Genomic DNA, 24170 nt, shown 5'->3' with positions numbered 1-24170 from the left:
GACTAACAAGTGTTAGGGTTTTTTATTAATTATAAATCAAATATTTACAGTTTTAAAGGAAAGATCAGATTTTATTTTATCTGTCTTTGAAATATTTTTTAAGATCTGATATATTCTTTATCTGAAGATCCTGAGACTGTTTTCTGCGCATCATCAATGCATAGGAATTATTGAATCCAAGAGGTTTAAGCCACTGAATACCGTACTGCTTTTTAAACTCCGAATTGACATAATTGTATGTTTTATCAGGACTCTGGGTTACATTTTTAAGCGTTTGCTCCGAAGGCTTTAAAAGGACCAGAAGTCCGGTTCCCGTATATTCAGGATAAAAATCAATTCCATCATTCATTAAGGCATCAAAACAGATCTTGGTGCCACCCAGCCCTGTTTTTGTTTCCACCTTATAGTCTGTATAGCCTTCAATAAGCATTTTATACATTTCTGTGAGAATATACTGCTCACCAAAAATCTTCGACCCTATGCGTATTGTTCCGGAATTTCCTTTCCTTGAATTTTTATACAAATTATTTTTAATTAAAAAATCCTTTGCTATTTTTTCCGGTGTCTGGTTAAGATAATCAGATTTATAATTCAGATCGGTCATTATGGAGTCATTGAATTTACCGGCCAGCAGACCAAGGGTTTCTTCCAGCTCAGGAAATTTCTTCAGTGTTTTTGTTTTAAGAATGGGTGCTGCAAAATAAGGCGGAAATATTTTTTTGTCATCATTCAGAACATACAGGTCAAAAGCTTTGATCCTGCCATCGGTAGAATATCCGCTGATAAGATCCAGCTCCTTTTCATAGGCCGCTTTATACATAATGGCATCGTTTACCACAACAGGATTTACATTCAGTCCGTACACCGAACGCAAACCTAGGTCACCATCCTGTCTTCCCATAAATTCAGGGGTAAAACCTGCCTTAATTTTATTCTTTGACCCGGAAGTAAACAGATAAGCTGCACCAACAATAATAAAAACAGCCGGAATTATATATTTCAGTTTCTGAAATAAACGATAGCCGGATTTCTGTACAATGGCAATGATTTGGTCGAGCAAAACCGCCAACAAAGCCGCAGGAATAGCACCTGCCAGGATCATATTGGTATTATTCAGAGAGATGCCTCCGAAAATAAACTCGCCCAAGCCACCTGCTGCCACAAAGGATGCCAATGTAGCCACTCCGACATTGATCACCGCTGCCGTTCGGATTCCGGCAATGATAACAGGCATGGCCAGAGGAAGTTTCACTTTAAAAAGGAGCTGCCTTCTGTTCATCCCCATTGCTTTGGCCGCTTCTACAACGGTGGGGCTTACTTCTGTAATCCCTGTATAGGTGTTTCGGATGATGGGTAAAAGAGCATAAATTAACAGGGCAACGATAGCAGGCCTGGCCCCGATTCCAAAAACAGGAATCATAAAACCCAGCAGGGCAATACTCGGAATAGTCTGCAAAATACTGGCAAAACCAAGCACAGGGCTGGAGAATTTTCTTTTCCTCGCAATCAGTATTCCTAAAGGTACTCCGACAACAATTGCCAAAAGTAATGATAGAAAGGTAAGCCCCAGATGCTGTACAACCTGGGTCAGTAATTTTTCCTGCTGTTCTATGATAAACTGCCAAAGACTTTGCTGCGTCATACGATCTGTAATTTTCTATACTCATTGAATGCCCTGATCAGGCTTTCATAATATTCAGTGTTTCTGTGATCCGAGCTTAATTTCTGTAAAGCATTCCAGACACTGGTATTTTCAGTAAAACCAAATTCACTGTACAGGCTTTCTGAATTAGCAAGATCTTTCAAAACCGCAATTTTGTATTCAAGCAAAAGCCTGTTTTCGGTAAAAAATTCATTGACAAAATCGTTTTGAGGACGATAAAGCATCTCTTCAGGGGTTCCTGTCTGGATAATTTTCCCTTTATCCATAAGGCATATGCGGTGTCCCAGTTCAAAAGCTTCCTGAACATCATGGGTAACCAGGATAATGGTTTTATTTTTAAGCTCTTCCAGCGATTTAAATTCTGAATGAATGTCAGCTTTGGTGATATTGTCCAGCGCTCCGAAAGGCTCGTCCATCAGCAGAACGGGTGTATTGGCGATCAGAGCTCTTGCAATGCCCACTCTCTGCTGCTGTCCCCCACTCAGTTCGCCGGGAAACCGTGAAAGTATATCTTCTGAAAGATGAAGCTTATTCAACAATTCATGGGTCCGGTTTTCTGTTTTCTTCCTGTCCCATCTCAGTAATTCGGGGACTACGGCAATATTCTGTTGAATGGTGTAATGAGGAAACAGACCGGAATGCTGCATCACAAAACCGATTCCCATCCGCAGTTCTTCCGGTTTCTGATCACGGATATTTTTACCGTTGATGGAAATATTTCCTGAATCCGCTTCTACAAGACGATTGATCATTTTAAGGGTCGTCGTTTTGCCACAACCGCTCGTTCCCAGAAGGACTAATATTTCCTGATCATGGGCCTGAAAAGAAATATCGTCTACTGCAGGTTTTCCGTTAAAATTCTTTGAAACTGATTCAACTGTAATCATTGGCAAAAATTATTGAGCAAGTCTGATTCCTGTAAACTGCCATTTCAGATTGGTCTGAAAGAAATTACGATAGGTATTCCTGCTGTGTCCGGCAGGTGTAGCCTCAGAAGCACCACGCAAAACCATTTGATTGACCATGAATTTGCCGTTATACTCTCCTACTGCTCCCGCTTCTTTCTTGAAACCGGGATATGGTAAATAGGCAGAATTGGTCCATTCCCAACGGTTTCCCCAATTGAAATTACCGGATGCTGCTTCCCACTCTGCTTCGGTAGGCAGGCGCATTTCTTTCCAGGATGCAAAAGCAGAGGCTTCATAAAAATTAATGTGGCAGACTGCTTCATTAAGGTCAACTTCCTGTAAGCCGTTTAGGGTATAGTTCATCCATTTCCCATCAATAAAATGCCAGTACAGCGGAGATTCCGCATCGCTCTGCTTTACCCAATCCCATCCTTCAGCATGCCAGTGTCTGAAATCGGTATACCCTCCAGCTTCCATAAACTGCAGATATTCTCCGTTGGTCACCAACTGATCTGCAATTTCAAAATCATTAAGATATACTTTATGCCTGCCCAGTTCATTATCAAAGCAGAAACCTTCTCCTTTAAACCCTATTTCATAAATTCCTTCAGAAAACTTTAGCATTTCAGCAGGTCTATAGCTTTCTTTTTTTGAGATCAATTCTTTTCTATAGGCTGGAAAAAGCGGATTGTGTCCTAAGATGTATTTAATATCGGTAATTAATAATTCCTGGTGCTGCTGTTCATGATTAAGACCCAATTCTAAGAGCGGTTCAACAGTTTCAGTCATAAACCTGCTCTGAAGAAATATTTTCATATGCTCATCCACATACTGCCTGTATTTATAAATATCCGAAACGGAAGGACGGCTGAGATTTCCACGGTCGGTACGGATCACTCTTGCCCCAATAGTTTCGTAATAGCTGTTAAAAACAAAATTATACTGGGCATCGAAAACTTTATAATCAGGAAAATTGGGAATGAGAATAAAAGTCTCAAAAAACCAGGTGGTATGGCCAAGATGCCATTTCGGAGGGCTTACATCTATGATGGGCTGCACTACATAATCCTCAATTTCCAAAGGAGCACAGATTTCTTCGGAATGTTTTCGGATATCTGTATACTTTTTTACTAAATCCGTTGTCGCTATATTCAGTGTCATGCTCTTTAGTTTTTAGTAGGTTATAATTTAGGTTCAAATAAATATACTTCTTATTTTTCTTTGAAAGAACGTTTGTCTCTATGAGATCTAATTAATCTGTGGAGTATTATGCTTTTATTTAACGCAAAGTTTTATTAGTTCAAACATATTATTTAGATAAGCAAAAAAGTCAACAAAGTCGTTGACGAAGCTGTACGGTTGTTGATTTGCTTCTTGAGAATTCATGGTATTAATTCTGTACCCTTATTTCTCTTTATTTTGCCTGCCAGACGACATCTACAAACCATTTTTTTGAGTCTTTGATCTCTCCTATCCGTTTAAAACCCGATTTTTCTCTTAATTCTTCAATTTTTTCTTCAGAAAATTTCTGTGAAATTTCCATGTCAATAAGTTCATTTTCTTCAAATGAAATGCTGTCGTTTCCTATTTTTATGGTCTGTTTTTGCAGGCTTACAAGATAGCTTTTACAGGCTCCGCTTATGGGATCATAGGTTTGATAATGCTGGAATTGTTTCAAGTCAAAATTGGCATCAAGTTCCCGGTTGATACGGGTCAGCAGATTAAGGTTAAATGCTGCCGTAATACCTTTCCGGTCGTTGTAAGCATTTAAAATAGTGTGAGGATTTTTCTTGAGATCGAAACCGACCAATACCCTGTCGCCGGAAGTCAGATTCCGGTTTAAACTGTGACAAAAATTTTCAGCTTCCCCGGGATTCATATTGCCTATATTGCTTCCTAAAAACAGGATAACTTTTCTTCTGCCGGAAAGTGACGCTGCTTTCTGAAGCATTTCAAAATATTCTCCTTCCAAAGCCTGTACTTCCAAATCCGGTAATTCCCGGCTCAATTTTTCTTTTAATATGGAAAGGATGTTGCCTGAGATATCAATAGGCATATAGGTGAACTGAGTTCCCTGTTCCACCAGATGCTTCAATAAAAATGTGGACTTCATGGCATCTCCAGCTCCCAGTTCGATCAAATCGAATGGCTCATTTTCAGGGATAACAAGACTGGCCAGATCAGTTGTTTTATTTTTGAAGATGTCGAGCTCACACTGGGTGAGGTAATATTCAGGCATAGCCATGATTTCCTGGAAAAGCCGGTCTCCTTCTTTATCGTAAAAGTATTTTGAAGATAATCTTTTGGGACTGTTTTTCAAGCCTTCCAGAACATCCGGACGAAAACTGTCAACATGATGATTTTCAACCTTTGGGCATGGGTTTATTTGTAAATTCATATGTTTTAATTTGTGTGGTTGTTAGTTCACTACAACTATCTTGCCGCCTCAACGTTGAATTTACAAAAAAATATTTTCTATCGTTTCATTAACATAAATATCTGCTTAATTGATGTAACTGATCGTCCGCTCTGAGCATTTATTTTCCTAGTTCATACTCAATTTCACCATCATTTAAATCTGCTGTTTTCACAAAATTAAGACGTTCCAGCAGTTTAATTGCAGGGCCGTTATGCTGATCTGTTGCTGCCCATATACGCTTCAGCCCTAATGTATGCAGTCCGAAATCAATGGCCAGTGTCATTCCGGCAGTCATATATCCTTTGCCGTAATATTGTGCCAATAAAACACATCCCAGCTCACCTTCTCCTTTATCCAATCCCCGGTAATACCCGCAGGTCCCAACAATTTTATGAGTTTCATTGTCCACGATGCCCCAGTGAATAGAATTTCCATCCAGATAATCCTGATTGATCTTTGCCTGCATTTCTGCTGCCTGCTGAACAGTTTCCGCCCGGATAGCATCATAAAATGAGATTTCGATAAGATCATCAAGGTCTGCATCCTTAATCTGTCGTAGTGATACCCTATCGCCTGTTATGTGTGGAAAATACTCATGTTGAAATAGTTTCATGTTTTTTAGTTTTTAATCAGCCGTTAAGATATGAATAGCCCAAGCGTTACTCATGCTTTTTTAGGAAAGTTTTAAATTTAAAAATAGTTAAGGATACTAGACAAAAATAGTGCATTATCTTTCTGTCTTTGTTCTTTTGTCTTGAAACAAAATGAACCAAAAATTCAAGGCTGGAAACTTTCACTAAAAATTAAAACTTGATCCTAAAATTTCCAAACTCGTGCGGAGGGAGTGTTTCTGCTTCGTTTCAGTTGGCGATCCCGCACTCAAACAGTGGAAATTTTTAACGGATAAAATTTTAATTTTCTTAACGCTCCAGCTTCCTAGACCGATATTCGAATAACTCTTCAGCAATACTTACATTAATGAGTTGTTCTCATACTTCATTTTATTAATCAGAGGGTTCGCATACATGGTAAGAAAAAACTCTTTGGAAATGGCATCAGAAGGATCTATACGCATTTCAAGTCTGCGCACAAACAGTTGTTTTTCCTGTTCTGTATATTGATCAGCATAAGTATCGGTATTGTGAAGCAGGTCGTAAGCTATAAATTTGGTTGGCCAAAGCCTATAGTTCTGAATGATTGAATCATCAATGATCTGCGCAATTGCCTTCAGCTGCTTATTTTTATTTTCAGAATTGGCCGCAATATCATCCAGCTCAGTATCAAGAACGTTGCCTGCATGCAGGTGAATCCGTTTTTTCTGACCTAAAACTCCACTGAGCATGGTCATAAAATCCTCATCTTTACCTTTAACGTACTCCTCATCTCTGTGCCTGGCCAAAAGCTGCGGCATTTTTAAGGAATCTGTAGGATCATATTCGTAGGAAATAGATACGGGAACGATTTTCAGGGTTTTAAAATAATCTGCCAATGGCATATCTTCTGCAGCCATAGCAAGCATTTTTAAAACGCCCTGCTGGGTAACATCATTTCCGTCTTTTGTACGGCCTTCGCGCTGGGCAATCCAGACAGAACGGTTTTCTTTATGTAAAAGTTCTTTAATATATTCCGACATGATCTGGGAGCTCTTCAGCTGCTCACGAAGCGGCAATCCTCTCTGAACGAGAAAATTACGGTTCAGTTTGGCCAGGTCATGTAAAAAAGTTTTCTGAACAAGATTATCGCCTATCGCTGAAGCCGTCATGATAAGGCCTTTCTCCAAAAGAACCAGGTTGATGAGTGAAGTATCTAAAACAATATCTCTATGGTTCGAAATGAAAAGATACGGCGTCTGCTTATCCAGCTTATCGAATCCTGAAGTGGTAAGGCCCTCGGAACTTTTCGCAAGGATCTGACGAATGGTATAGGCAATAAAATTGTGCTGAAAATCACTTACAGAGTGAATGTTTTTAAACTGCTCTCTCCAGATTTTCTTATCCGTATCAGGAAAAGTAAAACTCATCAGCGCGTTCATCATAGGATCACGGGCAATTCCAAGTAATGCTTCATTCACTTCACTGTCATCAAAAAACCGGATCTCATCGAACTTTGACATGTAATACTGTTAAAATTAAACTTTTTGCAAAAGAACAAAAATTTATTGAGGGTACGCCACAATGTTTGTTAAAGTATTATGATTTACGTTTAAGTTTAAACAGACAATCTGTTTTTATAAATAGATAAAACATTAAACCAATTATCAATCCATTTTATAAGTTCTGTTGTCTTGAAACAAAAGAACCAAAAATTCAAGGCTGGAATCTTTCGCTAAAAATTAAAATTTGCTCCTAAAATCCCCAAAACTAGTGCGGATTCAAGATTACTTTTTCAGTTCTATATTCGGGCCGCACTCAGACAGTGGGAATTTTTTAACGGATCAATTTTTAATTTTTTTAACGCTACAGCTTCCTAAGCCGATAAACAGGTTACCACAATAAAAAGAAAGCCATTATTTTACTTTTTCCAACAGATAAAGTTTAGCGCCTGAAAATGCCAGTTTAGGCATCAGGTTTCCTTCCAGCACCATGGTTTTGTTGTTGACATCAATTACTGAAATATAATTATTGGAATTGTATTCTATATAGTTTTCTTTTTCTTTGGTTAAAGGATTTTTTCCGAATTCCATAGAATATTTTACCCAATCTTCTTCTCCCGAACTGCAATGTACCGGTTTGAATTTGGATTTTTTAGCCTTGAAAATAATCTGGTCAAAACCTTCCGTACAATCTGATGTAAATGAACTTTCCGGATTCTGATCTTTTGAAAAGTCTTCAAACGAGCCTTTATAAACCCCTACAATTTTCCAGGTTCCATCCACACGGTCTTCATCTATTTTTCCTTTGGCTTTGCTTACTGCCCAGCTGATGCCATTCACCGTTCCTTTTACAGCTTTGTAGCCTATGGTCGCAGCTCCTGTCACTACTTTTGCAGCGGTTCTTACAACGCAGGAGTTCAGCACAAATGCAGCTGAGGCCAGTAATATTATTTTTTTCATATCATCAAGTTATTAAGAATACGAAGGTAAGATTTTAAAAATATTATGTTTATTCCTGTAGTGTGGATTTTCAGCTTTAGTGATCTACTGCTTGAAAAAAAGTATATTTTTCGAAAAATAAAAAAACAGCAAAAAATTTCATCTTTGCTGTTTTTTTATTACTTCAACAGTATTCTATTTGCAGCTATTTCTGTACAAAAATACTGTGTGGGATAAGAATGTCATCTCCTTCTCTTCCATATTGTGGCACAATAAATCCTTTCGGTTCATACCGGTTGGTTCCGGAGTTATAATACCAGTTGGCACATCCGCTTATCTGTAGCTTAATATGGTAAATATGATCGTATGCCTGTTGTTGAAAAGCTCCAAAATCCGGGAGTGACTTGTGCAGATCATCCAATTCCTGACCATAGGCATCATGCAGTCTCATCGCTTCAGTACAGGCCTCCTGATAGGTAAGGTTATACTGATGGCTTAAAATGAAAATAATATTCAGACTTTCACTTTCTATTTCAAGTTCTTTTTTCAGAGAAGCAAAATCATTCTGGATCACAATAATCAGGGAGAGCAGCTCTCTGCAACGCTGTACAATAGGGTGATTATAGATAAAAACCGGCAATGGAGAATTCGTTGCAGGATCTATCAGATCACCATACGGCCACATCCCGATTGAATATTTTCTAAAGCTGAGATAATGCGGAAGTAACGGATAGATTCTTTTCTCGGCCTGTTTGAAAGGAATTTCCTCGATCATTCCGTAGATGATGAATTCATAAAAATTGATAGCCACCCTGTCTATCCAGAAACGAGGCATAAATGTTTCCCACTCTTTTCGTGCTTTTGCCATTTGCCGGAGAATACCAATTTCATCCGGAAGAGGATCATCTCCCATCATGACTTCATATACCCTTTCTGCCATCGCTTTCAGTTCTTTTGCGGGAGTCATTCCGAAATAGTCATCAAATAGTGTGATGTAGATCATTAACCTAGCACAAGGGCGCATCCGTTCTATGCTGTCACAGGTAGGATTCATATAGGTAGCTACGCGGGACAGGAACTGGGGTTTGCATCTTTTTATTCCTTCTTCAGAAATAAAAGTATAATCATGGTCATACCATATTTTTTCTTCGTCATCAAAGGCATTGGCAATTGGGCTGGTAACGGTGGGCCATGGGTAGCGGCATTTAGGAACAACTAAATCTTCTCTCATGGGTTTATTTTTTATCAATTTTAAATAGCTTTCACATCATTATTAATTTCCGGCCAGGCAAAACCTACTCCTCCATGCTGGTATCTTTCAGTTTCCAGATAAAAAGAATTCACTCCCTGAAGTCCAACTCCTGCGTAATAAACGAACTTGTCTACGTGCTCCTGATATTCACCAAACTCGCGGTACTCAGCATGTAAGGCAAGTACTTTTGCCAATTCTTCATTATGGATGCGGAATGCCTGTGCGCAGGCATCCTCCAATGAAAGATTATATTCCTGCTGTAATACAAAAACCAGGTTAAAAACCTCTGTACCCTTCGCCATTTCTTTTGGCAGAGAATGAATATCATTTTGCCATGCAACAACCAGGGTCATATGAGATATCATTTTTTGAACGACAACATGCTCAAAAATATGTTCAGGAAGTACAAGACCTGATTCAATCTCACCTAAGATCAGATAGAGACGCATAAGAACAGAATATTCACGAATGGTTTTGAAAAGCGTAAGTGACGGTGGACGCTCTGCTATTTTATAAGGGTACTCCAGTTCAATCCCATATCTGAATGACTGATAAAAGTAATAAATAAAACGCTCCACCCATAGGTCGGGCATCAACGCGCGGAATTCGTCCCTTATTAACGCCATATGTTGGTAGAGAGCATTTTCGTCCTCCTTTGGTTGGGCACCCTTGAGAATGTCTACACAACGAATCCGTAACTGTTGGATTTCCTCCAGGGACGAATGCTCCACCTGATCATCAAGAGCCACGTACTGAAGCATAAACCTGTTACAGGGAATACTCTGTTCATAGGTTAAGTCCGGCCACATACGCGCAGTGCACATGTGCAGCCTCATTTTCTTGTATGTTGTGCGTTGTTTTTCGGTCAGGAAAGTGTAATCATTATCAATCCATCCGTCCATATCTTTACCCATCTGTTCTGCATTTGGATTGATAAGGTCGGGCCAAGGATAATGGCCACGTGGCAGATAATCTTTTGAATTATATTCTTCCGGTTTCATATTGTTTATTGTTGTTTGTCATTATAGAAAAATTTCATTTTCAGGGAGAATACTGTCTCTTTTTTCAATATCCCTGTAGCCATCCGGTTTATAACGTAATGTGTCCAAATGATACCAGGTATTTAAGCCTTGTATTCCAATTCCCATGTGTAGGGCATAGTTTTCAATATCTTTATTTATACTCCCAAAATCTGGAAGAGCTGATTGCAAGGCAACAAACTCTGTCACACACGCATCATGAAAACGTAGGGATTCTTTACAGGCTTCGCCAAAAGTTAGTCCGTATTCATCTTCCATTACCCTTATTAAATCACAGGGAACTTTGCTTGTACCCCTTACTGATTCTTTTTCTAAAGAATAAAAGTCATTCTGAAAACCTATAATTTTCCCCATAAGTGACCGTATCCTCTGTATTACAGGATGATCGACAACATGCTTCGGAAGTGTAAATCCTATTTCACATTCCACAAAATTCATAAAGGGGATCACTGCTACGTCAAATTCCCGAATAATAGAATAAACAGCCAAATTGGGACGTGTGCCAGTTGCCGTATATGCTGTCATTTCTCTTATTCCAAAAAGAAGATATTCATACATGTCCTTGGCCATGCGCTCCATCCATTCATTGGGCATAAAAGCTTGGTATTCATCACGCATAATAGCGTATTGGTGAAAGAAAGCCATTTCATCAGGAAGTGGATCCGCTCCCAATAATATTGATCTTACCCGTTCTGCTGCATGCTTTATCTCTTCCCTTGTGCTTAGCTCATAATAATCGTCACTCACAGTGACTGCTACCATCCACCTAACGGCAGGTTTCATCCGTTCATAGCTTGTATTTTCATTGGGCAGCATCCTTATTGTTGTATAGGCTAAATTGGCAATTTTGTATAATCTTCGTTCGGACGCTGTTAAAAATGTGTAATCATTGTCGAGCCAGCCCTCTGCATCTTCTTTCAGCCGTTCGACATGAGCAGGAATAGAAGTCTCAGGGAATGGGTAATACCCCAGCGACAATGGGTTTTGGTAACTGTTCATATTGGATTATTTAAGATGCTTATTAATATTATATTTGATTTAGCCTTTCTTTCAGTTCCTTTACATCCGGAAATTCCAGTGCATTGTAACGGCCAAGTTTTGTAGAAATATTTTTCCAACCGCTTAGGACCATGCTCATATAATGTACCCAATTGACAACTGCATCCTGCCAGATACCGAAGTCAGGCAAAGAAGACTGAAGGGTTACAAATTCTTTCAGGTCTTCATTGTGCAGGCGCAGATCTTCAAGGCAGGCATCTTCCAGTGAGATCTGGCGTTCGTGCTGGATCACTTTAACAATATTGTAATAAACACTGTCGGTTGCTTCATCTTTCACTACAGACTGTACTTCGTTGAAATAAGTCACCAGATGACAGGCCAGAGTCTGCAGGCGGCGGATGACCGGATGCTCATGGATCTCCGGCGGAAGAATGATTCCTGTTTCTACCTCTGTAAGCTGTAAAAAAGGATACAGGCAGATAGAATCTTCCCTTAAAGCAATGCATTCTTCTATGGTCGGAAACACTTTTTTCTCCTTGTATTGAAGTTCAGTTTCCAGTCCGGTAAAGTACCTGCTGATCATCTTTGTAAACCGCACGATTGATTCCTGAGGGATAAACTGCAACAGTTCCTGCCTTAATGAAGCCAGCATAGATCCTAATGGTATTGTTGCTTCTTCAGCGCTTAACTCACCATTGAGAACTGCAACGGACTGGATATGGATTTTTTTAATATCTCCAGATGTGCTTTCCTCGTACAGATCGTCATTATAAAGTGTCCACAACATCAGTCTGCAGATAGGTTTGAAACGTTCAAGCGATGCTGTGGGAAACCATTGGGCAGCAATATGTGCAGTTTTAGTTTTTTTGTATTTTTTGCGGAGGTCAGGGTTCTGTTCATAAAGCCACAGATATTCGCCATCTATCCATTGGTTTTCGGTAATTTCCTGCAGCTGGTCTGCATGAGGGTTCTTTAATGTCGGGAAGGGATAATTAAATTGTTTGTTTAAGAGTTCAAGTGTGTTCATGGTTTTATTATTTTACTGTTTTTTCACATAAGGATACTATTTATAGGTATAAGTAGTTTAAAATTGATCATTGATAACGGGGCAAATAAATTAGTGTAAACATAAATCCCAACCTATCCACAAATAGTTGTACTTAAGACAAATTAAGAGGCTGATACCAAATAAACTAATTTATATTGAGCTTACCTGTTATATTTCTGTATGGGTTCGTGTAAGTATTAGAAGCAGGAAGAGATCAGTTCCCTAACTTTATTGCAAGAAAAATTTTCATAAATTTTAATTTGATGATTAATATTTTTACGGCATTAGTTTATAGCAATGAAAATAAAAAAAAATACAACACAATTCAATTTTATTTCACATAAGTTTGACATTAATAACCATATAATCCTGATAAGCAATATTTAAGGGCCTTTGTGAACAACAAAAACATTTAAATGCAGCACGAAATACCAATATTATTGTTTTTGGGAGGCTTTTTTTCTCCCGTTTATGAGCACAGGACTATAAGAATAATGTAATCTGATAAAAAATCTTGTGATAATCGGTTTCTATTTGCCATCATGCAGACAATATCCTGCAACGAAATACCCAATTAAAATATTACAAATCATCAGCCTTACAATTAGAAAATAAACCTGGAAGGCAAAGTAATTTTCAACTGAATCCGCATGAGAGAAGCTTCTAAAAAATATCTATTTCAATAGCAATGTCTATATCTTCTATTTCTATACGGTTGATGCTGTCCAGCTGAAATGTTCCTTTTGCTGAAAAAGATTTACTGTAAGTTATATCATCACCCTGATTATCTGATTGCAATGTTAGGTTACACGCAAAAAAGCCTTCATTAACTGAAAATGTTTTTGAAGGAGTGTCAACAAAAATATCCTCTTGGCTGATTTCTACCTGCCAATTTTTGCAGACATAATTTTCCGGCTGTGTATTGCTTAATACATCACTCCAGATTCTGTAATCATTGCTAAATTTTTCTGCAATGTGATCTTTAATCTTGTTAATTTCCATGGTTATAGTTTTTTGATGTTAGAATTAAAGTTAGTAGCTAGCCACCTCAGGCTTATACATCCATCTCCTCAACCTTCTCACCGGCAGATACACAAAAATAACAGAAAGAATTCCTGCCAGCACGCCTACAAGCACTGCCATCGCCGTAGCATCCAGTTTATAATATTTTGAAAAACCATACTGTGCAAAAAGTAATACAGACAAAACCAGTAATCCGGTAATAAGTCCGTGCAGAATGCTCAGTTTGGTCATCAGTTTCTTTTTATTGAGTTGCTCATCTACGGTAAACTCAATGGCACCCTGCTCGGCAGCAATAATAACCCTGTTGATGACATCGATGGTAAGCACCACCGGTAAGAATATGGCCATGGGCAGGGTCAGCCGGGCCAGATTTTGGGTTCCGGAAAAGAAGTGTGTGTATCCCAATTCCTGAAAGCTGGCGTAAGCGATAATGAAATTGAAGAACACATTCGGAAGGACATAATAAATCGTCCGCCTGATGAGAAAGCGTTTCAGCGTGGTTTTCTTGATTTTTTTAGGGGGTGGCGGCTTCAGTTTAAATTTCATAGCGACGAGGTCAGGAGTTCAATAGCTTTGTTTTTAATTGTAACGGCTTCTTCTTTGGGAAGGAAATGCTCGTTGGACATAAACGTAAAATCCATTTGCTGGTTATACGTTGTGGCGACCAAAGTATTCGAATTCAGCCATGGAAAAGCAACAGTCGGACTAATGACGGTTTCTACTTTAAAATTTTTATAATCGCTTGGGATATTGATCCTTCCCATATTGGAAAGCGTTACATCATGCCCACCTTTACTGGATTTCATCATGGAAATCATACGTTCGACAACGGGATGCATCTGCTCACCCATCCACAGAAGCTCTCTGGCCTCCATTTTTTCGATTTTTCCGACAAGATCTTTTTTGATCTGTCTGGCATTATCCAGTAGATCTGTACTTCCTTTTTTTAATGACAGTTCAACGGTCGGTGCAAAAGCAAATACATGATCCTGCCTGATCTCCGGAATAAAATGGCGGACATCTACAGGACTGATCACCTTACCTTTTGCCTGCTTTCCCTGAATCTCCTGAAAAGCCTGCATAAATGAGGAACAGAACAAAGCATGTACAGAAACACCATGAGCTTTGGACTTTTCAGTGATTTGCGCAGTTGTATCTGAATTCAACTTCCAATGGACCACGTAATTTTTTCCGAGGTTTCTTATCTTACTTTTTCGCTGCATAAGAAAAAAGAGTCGGGCCATCACCAGGTAAAAACGGGCTTTGCGCTTCTTTTTTTTCATATTGAAATCCAAAGGCAGAAAATCATCTACAGAACTGAATACCTCATAAGGCTGCAGCTCCACAGCAGGATCATCCAGCAAAGTAAGAAGCTCCGTCATCATGGTGACAAGGGAAGTTCCGTCGCAGATACAGTGAGGCAGTACCCAAAGAATTTCGGACACATCATTTCCTTTAATCCAAACCAATTGGGCCAGTGGCTTTTTTTCATCTTTAAACAACCGAAACCACTCAGTTTCGGATTCCTGCAGCCAGTCTTCATCAGTTTTCCGTTCAACAATACGAAGCGGAATAGACTCAATTCCTTTTACTTCTATAAAAAACGGATACTTTTCACTGCTGTTATCAATTCTGGTTCTCAGCAAAGGATGTTTCTGCTGGATTTTTTCTAAAGCAGCCTTAAAGTTCTCCTCAGGGATATTCCCCTTGATTTTTGCCGTAAATACACAATTGACAGGGGTTTCCGGATCAACGTACATAATCCGTTCCACCATCATTAAATTTCGCCTGATCATAATACTGCTATATGGTCTAATTGTAATTTCACCGTCTGAATCACCTCATCACGAATGGCTAAGGCTTCAGCATACGGTAAATATCCTTCGCTTCCTACAAAAGAAAAATCCATTTCCCCGTTGAATGTTGATGTCACCATCGTCGTCGTATTACCCAAAGGTCCGATCACAGAAGGACTGAAAATAGTATCCAGTGTAAATTCTTTGTATTGATGGGGAATCTGAATGCGTCCCAAATTGGAAAACATACAGTCGTTGGAAGACTTTCCATGCTTCAACAGCTTCGTGAAATTTTTCAAAGCATCATGGGCAGACTCCATTACCATCATCGTAATGTAAGGATTAAGCTTGGAGGTTTTCCGTTCTACAGATTCCTGCATCAGTCTTAAATTTTCCGAGAAACTTATTTTTTGATTCGCTGAAACCACGATCATCAGTCCGAAAGCAAAAATATGGTCTTCTTTGATCTGGCTGGCAAAACGCCTGATATCCACCGGACACGAAACCTTATTGAAAGCCGCAGTACCCCTTACTTTACTGAATGCCTGGAGTAGAACTGCACATAAAAAAGTGTTCACTGTAACTTCTTGCGATTTACAGTAGGCAATCAGTTCATGACTCATCTCTTTGTCGAATTTCCAGTGAATAAGATAGTCATTTTGCCGGTCAACGGCTTTTTTGTTGACAGGAATACATTTGATGGCTGTCGCCGCCAGTCTTCCGATCACTTTCGCTTTCAGTTTTTGTTTGCGATTCGTTAAAACCTCAGCAGGAACCACATCATGAATTCCGAGTATGGGATTTTCCACCCCAATTTCTGCAGAAGGACGATCCAGCAGCTGCAAAAATTCATACAGGAAAGCCATCGCAGAACCGCCATCGCATAAACAGTGATGAAAAGAAAAAAGCATATCTGAAACCTCTTCCCCCTTGATCCATACAAATCGGATCAGTGGTAGTTCTCCATAATTAAATAAGGTTTTCCACTCTCTTGCGGATTCTTCTTTCCAGTCATCCTCTCCTTTTCGGACCACCATCCGTATCGGGATGGGCAGAAGTCTTTCCGGAACTTCAAACCATGGAATATTGTTTTCATCATGGCTGATGAGTGCTCTCAACCACGGATGCTTGCGCTGAATCTGGTTCAGCGCATGTTGAATATTTTCCTCTTTAAAGGTTCCGCGCAACCGGAACGGAATCACCGCATTGAAAGGTTCTGTTCCGTCACCCAGCAGCATGCGCTCACCAAATAACAATTTTCTTTTCATAAACTATACTGTAACTAATGTTGAACGATGTTGCTGTACAAAATCTTCCAGAAGCTCTACCGCACGGTCATTGCCGCCGGCATTCAGTAAGTTCGTCTGAACCTCCTTCGCTGCGTTTCTGTAGGCAGGATTTTCCAGCAGTTCAAAAACGGTTTCACGAAGAGCTTCAACACGCAATCGCTTGTATCGGATGCTGATTCCACAACCAGCCTTTTCTATTAATTTGGCAATATGAAAATGGTCGTAAGCAATAGGCGTAATCAACATAGGTAATCCGTTGGTGAAGGTATCATTTACGGTATTAAAACCTCCGTGACAGATTACCACATCCATATGAGGCATCAATGCAGATTGAGGGACAAAGCCGTTCACAATAAAATTAGAAGGCCATTCATCAAATATGTCCGGCGGAGTGGCTGCAATCACCGTTACAGGCTGATCTGCAAACGCGGCAATCACTTTTTCAAAAAAGGCTTTCCGGATATCTACCAACAGTGTTCCAAGTGATACAAATATTTTCGGTGTTGTAGATGCTCCCAGCTTTTCCCAGTCAAATGAAGCTGGATTCGGACGTCCTTTTACGGGACCTACAAATCTCATATGAGAAGGAACAGTTTCAAAATCTGCAAACGTCTGTGAGGTGAATACCAGATTTAACTTATTGGAATGGATAAAAATCCCTTCATCATCAATTCCCACTTCTTTTTGAAGATCTTTGATCAGGTTTTGCTGCCATTCGAATATTTTTGGGGCATTATTCGCCGTATCTCCCATTACATCAGGAGGAACAGGTGTAGTCGTTACGCACGGAATATGATGTTTATGAGCAAAAAGAGCTCCTCCGAAAGTGATGCAGTCATTCACCAGAACATCCGGTTTCCAGCTTTCCATCAGACGCTCCAATCCGGGCATCATCATCTTGGCAAACGGAACATAGGTTTCTTCCAGTGCGAGTTTCATCACTTCAGGTCCTGAACATGCCGGACCGTCATCCTGCCTCTTTAAAATACGCTGAATATCTTCCTGAAACGGACTCAAATCTTCTTCAGGATAAAAATAACTTCCTCCTTCAGGAATGTGTTTGTTATCTAAAGGAGTAATTCCAAACCATTTTACTTCATGTCCACGAGCGATCAAACTAGCTCCTACACTTAAGGTCGGGCTGATATGTCCAAAAAACGGTGGGATCACAAATAAAAATTTAGACCCCGGCTTTATGGTTTCATCAGCAGGGATTAATGCTTTTTCAAGCAAACTGGCTGCAGTGGCTGTACCTCCGGCTTCGGTGAAAGATTCACGAACCGTTTCAGCAGCTTCTGTATACTCTGAATGATGCAAGATATTTTTCACGGCTTCGTTTAAGTGATGGGATTTAAATCTGTTAAAATTAAGACGCTCTCCTGCTCCGGTACGCACTACACGACCTGCCACATGAGACTGATCATACGCAATCGGGATCACAACCAACGGAAGACCATTGGAAAGGGCTTCTGAAACGGTATTGTGACCTCCGTGACAAACGACTCCATCCAGATGAGGCAGCAGATCCAGTTGAGGAACCTGATGATAAACCATAAAGTTCTCCGGCCAGCTGTCAAAAAGCTGCGGATCAGAAACCAATACCACGGTCAGATCTTCATCTTTAAAGGCATCTACCACTTTTTGGAAGAACGCTTTTTTATGATCATGATCGAAAGTCGTTCCGATGCTTACTAAGATCTTTTTGTGAGTACTGCTTTTCAATCTGTCCCAGTCAAATTCACATGAAATTCTACGTTCCGTAAGAACAGGACCTGGGAACTGATAGTTTTCCGGCAGATCCATTTCACCAAAGAAATATTTTGAAGTTAAAACAAGCGTCAACAGATCGGAAGAAGCTAATGAACGGTTTTCCGTTATACCCAGTTCTTTCTGCAGTTCAATGATCTTATTCACTTCCCATTCGTGTACTTTAGGCAGCTCGTCCATCATTTTAATGGCAGCCGGAGCGGTAACGGATGTGCTGTAGGGAAAATTCAGTTTTTTAGCAGCAATAGCGGCCGCAAATAACTGATGATCCCCAATCACCATAGCGGGTTGATATTGTTTTAGTAAGGTAACGATCCCATTGTAGCAATGTCTGTTTAAGGGAATCAATACGTCATCATAAAGAAACTTGATACTGTCGATACCGTAGACTACTTTTTTAGAAATAATATCAAGATAGCTCTCACTTTCTCTTTTTTCCTCGTCGGTCTGGTCATATTGAATGAGCAAAAGTTCTCCCCCGGCAGGAAGCTTTGAACTTAAATTTTTATCAAGACTGATCCAGGCCACTTCATGTCCTCTTTGCAGTAATTCTGCGCCGATGCTTAAGGTTGGATTGACATGGCCTGTCAATGGTGGAACAACAAATACAAATTTAGCCATGATTTTGTGTTAATGCGTTAGATAATGATTGAGATAAAAAATGAACCATCGATTCTGCGATCTGAACGGGTTCCTGTATCGGGACATTGTGATCACCGGGAATCAGTTCCAGTTCAGATGAAATGATCTGCGTTTTCAGCCATTCCCCTGTAGGTTTACAGTTCGATTCAGATCCGTAAAGCAAAAGTGTGGGGATATTCAGTTCTGAGAAATCAGCTTCCCCCAGAAAATGTTTTTCCCTGATCATATCTGCTTTGATGCTGGTCTTTTCAAACAGGAATTCATACATCCGGTGGTTTTTCTCCATCTGCCTTTTACCCATCTGAACTTTGGTGGTATCCGTAAAATTGGCCACATAATGTTCGAGGAATTCTTTACTATACTCATCGATGATGTTACGGGCCTTTTCATCCTGAGGGTCCGGTGCTTCTATAACGACCAGCTGACTGACACGTTCCGGCGCTCTCAATGCTGTTTTCAAAGCGATAAGTCCTCCGAAACTGTATCCGGCCAGATGTACTTTTTTAAGGTTTAAAACATCCATCAGAGCCAATACATCGGATGACATACTTTCCAGATCGTAGCCGTCTGTAAAACGCTCACTCATGCCATGGCTTTTCAGATCATACATCACGACATGGAAATGTTTCGCCAGAATCGGGGCAATATTGAAATAATAAATGGAGAGGTTGCTGAACATCCCGTGGATAAGCACCACTGTCTGTTCAGCCCCTTTGTTGAGTTCCTGAATATGAACCTGTTTATGGTTTACATTGATTATTGGCATTCGTAGATATAATTGATGATCATACGGAGGTCAAGGTTGATCAGTTCGTCTAAGTCCATAGAAGACAGCCATCCCGTGAAGTCAATCTGATCTCCGAAATGCGCTTTGATCTTCTCCGAAAAAGAAACGATCTCTATGCTGTCCATTTCCAGATCTTTCGTGAATGAACTGTCCGGAGTGATATCCATTTCCTCTACAAATTCGGCACCTATCACTTCTGTAATAAAACCTTTTAAAAGTGTGAACAATTCTTCGTGATTCAATTTTAATGTGTTGTTTATAGTGTCCATCCGATAATATATTTTTTATGTTTAATAGTTTTTATTTCAGTTTGGCTGATCCATAAATGGTCCCCTTCGATATGTGTGATTTCAAAGGCTTTTGGATTTCCTTTCAGTCCGGTTCCCAGAAACTTTCCGTAGGCTTCTTTGGCTACCCAGAATTTGGTGGTCCATTCCGCCTGATCTCTGTCTTTTAATAAGGTTAATTCGTGACCGGTAAATACCAGGTCATAAAATCCGGAGCTCCGTTCTTCCATGATCTCCATGTCGATTCCTACCGGACCACCCTGACGTGCAATACCTACCGCATCCTTTTCTTTATGGGCTAAAGAAATATGGATATCTTCTGTGACATCGCCTATCAGATAAGGTTTTCCAACTTCATCCTTTCTTATTTCAAAAGTGATGGGGAAACAAGGATGGTTTTTCTTTTCACGGAGAAGATTGCGAACGGCATCCTTTACCGCTACACGGCTCACCATCCATTCTTTTCGTTTGTTGGGAAACAATTGCTGATGATATTGTTTTTCCGTTTGGTTGAAATATCTTTTGAGAATAAAATCCCAAGAAGCCACTCTCGTATACGCCTGGTGGAAGAAAAATACTTCAGGAGCTATTTCCTCCGAAAGACGGTTGTGCAAAGGCGACATGGAGACATTCCACAGCGGTTCATCGATTTCCAGACGTCGGTTTTGCCAGCCTGTAATCGCGCACCATACTTTTCCGTCTCTTTTCAGGATAATATCGGCAATGGCAAATTCTTCATTGAGTTCGGTAAGGATACAGGTACATTCAAAAAGGCCGTCCTGATCTTCCATATCTCCGAAGAATTCAATATCTCTGATTTTCACAGGGAAAGCAATACGGTCTTTGGTCAGGGTAAGCTGCAGCCACAATCCGAATAATTGTCCGGCATTATCCAGTAAAGATCCTTTTCCTCCGTTTCCTTTAATTTTTCCTACAATTCCTTTCGTTCCTACTGCTGAAACCTCTGTAATTCCCTGGTAGAGTTCTCCATGGAACATATGTTTGTCATAGATTTCTTCAGGTGTTCTTTCGATTGGCAGAAGATCCCCGATCGACAGGTTAAAGGCCGGAACAGCAGGTGCAGATGAAGCCAGTAAAACTTCGGCATTGGCGAAGTTCTCGATATCAAGGTAGGCATGGTTATTGGAACGCCATTCTCCTTTGACTGTTTTTTCAAAAGGTTTGGCCACATTCATCCATTGAAACACACTTACATTCATGATTTTATGAACGCGGGTTCCCGGTATTTCAGCCTGTGCTATTTCTGCTAACTGCTCAAAAATCATGGTCATCGGGATCACCGGTTCCATATCAGAGACATTGGTCCATCCTTTCGGCTGTCTCAATAAACTGTGATCGATGAGGTAAGGATGCGTGTCTAAAGTGACATACAGAAGTTTCGAGAAATTCTTACTGGCAGGTACTTTAGAAACCACAGGTCTTGGGATTGTAATTTCCGGGCGGTTTTGAAACAGCGTCAATACTTCTTCCTGCATCCGGATCATATCGGTGATGTTTTCCTGGAAAGCCTGAACCAGAGGATGACCTGTCTTAGCTACCGCTGCTGAAACCGTATTTTGTTTCGGCATTTCAAAAGACTGCGCCAGATTTTGAATTTCTTTAAAATCACGAATAATCGGCGAACCTAACTGTAATTTGATTCCCTTTCCTGATGATTTTTTAGATTGATTCTGTACTTCTAAAAAGTCCAATGCTACGGTTTTACCTTCCACAAATAATGCGGCTACCACACGTTGCAGCTGAGCCAGGGCAGATCTTGTAGCCACGCTGGAAGCAATCGTACTGAATGCTTTTCCTTTCAAAGTATCATCAATAAACCCGATCAGTCCTCCGGTACCAATCTGAATAAAGAATTTTGCGCCTTCTTCATACAGTTTATCCGTCAGTTCACGGAAACGGACCGGCTGCACCAAATGCTCTGCGCTTAGTTTTCTGATCGCATCCTGATCGGCAGGATACGGTTCTAAAGTCGTTGCAGACCACAACGGGATTTTCGTCTGTTGAAACTGCGCTTTTTCCATTCCTGCTAAGATCACATCCAGTTTATCAGCGATAAACGGTGAGTGAAAACCGGACTGGAACGGCAGGATCTGATGAAAGATCTGTTTTGATTTTAACAATGGAACCAGCTCATCCAGAGCAGCATTACTACCACAAAGAATCACCTGATTGGGGCAGTTATCATTGGAAATATAAAGATTGGGAATAGCATCTATAAAAGGCTTCACCGCATCAATCCCCGCTCCGATCGCAATGAATCTGGAATCTTTTAATTCAAAGGTTTCCGGATTCAGAACATCAATCAAAGCTTTAACAGAATTCACTTCTGCCAGTTCAGAGGAATATCCAGCCAGCCATTCTCCCAGGCTGTGTCCCGCGTTCATATCCGGAACAATTCCCAGTTTTTTCAGGGCGTTATCAAGGATGCTGCATTTGTTGAAAATTCCCAATGCATCGCTTAATAAACCTTCCCCTTCTGTTTCGATAGGTTCGGTTAATCCAAAATAACGGCTCACACTGTCCACTTCTCCTTTTGCAAGGCCATCCAGACCCGGAAATACGAAAGCGATTTTACCTCCATCTTTCAGTAAAGGGATGTTGGTGTACCAGATATCCTGTTTATTGCGCCATGGATTATTTTTAGCTACAATTTTAGTCGCTTTTTCTATTCTTTCAGGGGTCGGGTCGAATAAAGCAATCCGGTAATCCCCTTCTCCTACTCTGTTGTCGTTGTTTTTTAAAGCTGAAAGCAGTTCTTCATGGGTAGGTCTTGCCAATACTAAAACACGGTCCTTTTTCGGCATATCATAGCCTTCCAAAACGACGTGTGCATTGATCCCTCCAAATCCGAAGGCATTGACTGCCGCTACTTTCGGCAAGCCTGTTTTTGACCAGCTTTTTGGTTCCTGTACCGGAGCAAAACGCGTCTGCTCCATATCTGCAATTGGATTTTCGCAATATAACGTAGGCGGTAGCGTATCATGATGAAGCGCCAGACAGGTCTTGATTAAACCTGCGATCCCGGCAGCCGGCATAGCATGTCCGATATTGGATTTAACGGAACCGATTCCTACAGCCTGCGTTGTTTCTTCTTTAGTAAAGAACTGAGCCAGGGTCTGAAGTTCTGTTTTATCTCCAAGCGGTGTCCCTGTTCCGTGGGCTTCCAGATAACCGATCTGCTTTTCGTCCAGATCTGCATTGATCCAAGCCTGTTGTAAAGCTTTAAGCTGACCTTTAACGGACGGGCTCATCACGCTGGTTCCATTCCCATCGCTGCTTACTCCAACACCTTTGATCACGGCGTAGATTTTATCCTGATCGCGGACCGCGTCTTCCATTCGTTTTAACACGACGAAACCACAGCCTTCACCAATTAATAAACCGTCTGCATCCATACTGAACGGCTTGATCTGCTGTTGATGAGACAAAGCTCCCAACTGGGCAAAAATGCTCCAGAAAGCAGCATTCTGTCCGGTATGCACACCTCCCGCAATGACCATATCACAACGGCCACGGTTCAGTTCCTGAACGGCGTGATCTACCGCAATCAGGGCACTGGCACAGGCAGCATCTACGGTGAATGCAGCACCTCCCAGATTGAAACGATTCGCCACTAAAGAGGCTACCAGATTGGGAATCAATCCCATGGCTGTATCTGCGGCAAAACGGCCTTTTCGCTCCTGGAAAGCATGCTTTACCTTTTCAATATCCGCTGAAGATACCTGAGGCAGCAATTCCTGCAACAGCGAAGAAATCTGTTCTCCCGTACGCACAATTTCAATGGCACGCGTTGCGCCGGGACCGGTATAGTTTCCTTTACCGATAATGATTCCTGTTTTTTCAAGAGATGTTCCCTTTTGAAATACACCGGCATCTTCCAACGCTTTCTGCACCAGATCAAGGGTTAATAAATGATCCGGCTCGGTGCCTTCTACTGCCAATGGAAGAATTCCAAAAGCCGTAGGATCAAATTCATAATCTGAAATAAATCCACCGCGCTGACAGTAAAATCTGTCGACAGGACTGGTAGCATCACTGAAGTGTACAGGATCAATCCTATCAGCCGGAGCCGATTGGGTGGAATCTACCTTATTGACAATATTCTCCCAAAAAGTATGGGCATCCTGTGCCCCGGGAAAGACACAGGATAAGCCAATAACAGCAACATCTGTTTTTTTCATAGTTATCGTATACAGAG

General features: G+C 40.6%; 19 protein-coding genes. All 19 read right to left on the bottom strand.

Annotation, left to right across the window (positions count from 1 at the left end):
• Positions 1-76: 76 nt before the first annotated feature.
• Positions 77-1642, bottom strand: coding sequence for an ABC transporter permease/substrate-binding protein (locus V6R96_RS05715; RefSeq protein WP_336378273.1), 1566 nt, complete (start codon positions 1640-1642; stop codon positions 77-79).
• Entirely contained in the window at positions 1639-2550 is a 912-nt protein-coding gene (locus V6R96_RS05710) for an ABC transporter ATP-binding protein (protein WP_336378272.1), read from the bottom strand. Before V6R96_RS05710 ends, V6R96_RS05715 begins: the two co-directional genes overlap by 4 nt.
• Before the next feature lie 9 nt (positions 2551-2559).
• Positions 2560-3732, bottom strand: coding sequence for an ergothioneine biosynthesis protein EgtB (gene egtB, locus V6R96_RS05705; protein ID WP_336378271.1), 1173 nt, complete (start codon positions 3730-3732; stop codon positions 2560-2562).
• Positions 3733-3985: 253 nt separating this feature from the next.
• Positions 3986-4969 (bottom strand): L-histidine N(alpha)-methyltransferase, encoded by a 984-nt coding sequence (egtD, locus tag V6R96_RS05700; protein WP_336378270.1) that lies wholly within the window; start codon positions 4967-4969, stop codon positions 3986-3988.
• A gap of 139 nt (positions 4970-5108) precedes the next feature.
• The gene (locus V6R96_RS05695) at positions 5109-5603 is read right to left on the bottom strand and encodes a GNAT family N-acetyltransferase (RefSeq protein ID WP_223558992.1); all 495 of its coding nucleotides are present in this window, start codon (positions 5601-5603) and stop codon (positions 5109-5111) included.
• A gap of 357 nt (positions 5604-5960) precedes the next feature.
• Entirely contained in the window at positions 5961-7103 is a 1143-nt protein-coding gene (locus tag V6R96_RS05690; RefSeq protein ID WP_336378269.1) for a 1-acyl-sn-glycerol-3-phosphate acyltransferase, read from the bottom strand.
• A 393-nt stretch (positions 7104-7496) separates the two neighbouring features.
• On the bottom strand, positions 7497-8042 hold the full coding sequence (locus tag V6R96_RS05685) for a hypothetical protein (RefSeq protein ID WP_223558990.1): 546 nt from the start codon (positions 8040-8042) through the stop codon (positions 7497-7499).
• 184 nt (positions 8043-8226) lie between these two features.
• Positions 8227-9252 (bottom strand): terpene synthase family protein, encoded by a 1026-nt coding sequence (locus tag V6R96_RS05680; RefSeq protein WP_111954443.1) that lies wholly within the window; start codon positions 9250-9252, stop codon positions 8227-8229.
• Positions 9253-9272: 20 nt separating this feature from the next.
• Positions 9273-10097 (bottom strand): terpene synthase family protein, encoded by an 825-nt coding sequence (locus tag V6R96_RS05675; protein WP_336378268.1) that lies wholly within the window; start codon positions 10095-10097, stop codon positions 9273-9275.
• A 198-nt stretch (positions 10098-10295) separates the two neighbouring features.
• Positions 10296-11312: a terpene synthase family protein gene (locus V6R96_RS05670; protein WP_336378267.1), complete on the bottom strand. Its 1017-nt coding sequence runs from the start codon at positions 11310-11312 to the stop codon at positions 10296-10298.
• A gap of 28 nt (positions 11313-11340) precedes the next feature.
• On the bottom strand, positions 11341-12339 hold the full coding sequence (locus V6R96_RS05665) for a terpene synthase family protein (RefSeq protein WP_336378266.1): 999 nt from the start codon (positions 12337-12339) through the stop codon (positions 11341-11343).
• 684 nt (positions 12340-13023) lie between these two features.
• Complete coding sequence (locus V6R96_RS05660; RefSeq protein WP_336378265.1) at positions 13024-13362, bottom strand: hypothetical protein; 339 nt, start codon at positions 13360-13362, stop codon at positions 13024-13026.
• A 30-nt stretch (positions 13363-13392) separates the two neighbouring features.
• Positions 13393-13929, bottom strand: a complete 537-nt coding sequence (locus tag V6R96_RS05655) for a hypothetical protein (RefSeq protein WP_336378264.1) — start codon at positions 13927-13929, stop codon at positions 13393-13395.
• The gene (locus tag V6R96_RS05650; protein WP_336378263.1) at positions 13926-15179 is read right to left on the bottom strand and encodes a condensation domain-containing protein; all 1254 of its coding nucleotides are present in this window, start codon (positions 15177-15179) and stop codon (positions 13926-13928) included. Before V6R96_RS05650 ends, V6R96_RS05655 begins: the two co-directional genes overlap by 4 nt.
• Positions 15176-16447, bottom strand: a complete 1272-nt coding sequence (locus V6R96_RS05645) for a condensation domain-containing protein (protein ID WP_336378262.1) — start codon at positions 16445-16447, stop codon at positions 15176-15178. Before V6R96_RS05645 ends, V6R96_RS05650 begins: the two co-directional genes overlap by 4 nt.
• 3 nt (positions 16448-16450) lie before the next feature.
• Entirely contained in the window at positions 16451-18856 is a 2406-nt protein-coding gene (locus V6R96_RS05640; protein WP_336378261.1) for a nucleotide disphospho-sugar-binding domain-containing protein, read from the bottom strand.
• On the bottom strand, positions 18849-19643 hold the full coding sequence (locus tag V6R96_RS05635; protein ID WP_336378260.1) for an alpha/beta hydrolase: 795 nt from the start codon (positions 19641-19643) through the stop codon (positions 18849-18851). Before V6R96_RS05635 ends, V6R96_RS05640 begins: the two co-directional genes overlap by 8 nt.
• Positions 19634-19933: an acyl carrier protein gene (locus tag V6R96_RS05630; RefSeq protein WP_034728171.1), complete on the bottom strand. Its 300-nt coding sequence runs from the start codon at positions 19931-19933 to the stop codon at positions 19634-19636. Before V6R96_RS05630 ends, V6R96_RS05635 begins: the two co-directional genes overlap by 10 nt.
• Positions 19921-24153, bottom strand: a complete 4233-nt coding sequence (locus V6R96_RS05625) for a beta-ketoacyl synthase N-terminal-like domain-containing protein (RefSeq protein WP_336378259.1) — start codon at positions 24151-24153, stop codon at positions 19921-19923. Before V6R96_RS05625 ends, V6R96_RS05630 begins: the two co-directional genes overlap by 13 nt.
• Positions 24154-24170: the final 17 nt, after the last annotated feature.

Origin of the sequence: Chryseobacterium sp. CCNWLW53 (genome assembly GCF_037083525.1) — a bacterium.
GTDB classification, from domain to species: Bacteria; Bacteroidota; Bacteroidia; order Flavobacteriales; family Weeksellaceae; genus Chryseobacterium; species Chryseobacterium lathyri.
Note: the sequence above shows the minus strand (reverse complement) of the source record. Positions and strands in the feature narration are given on the sequence as shown.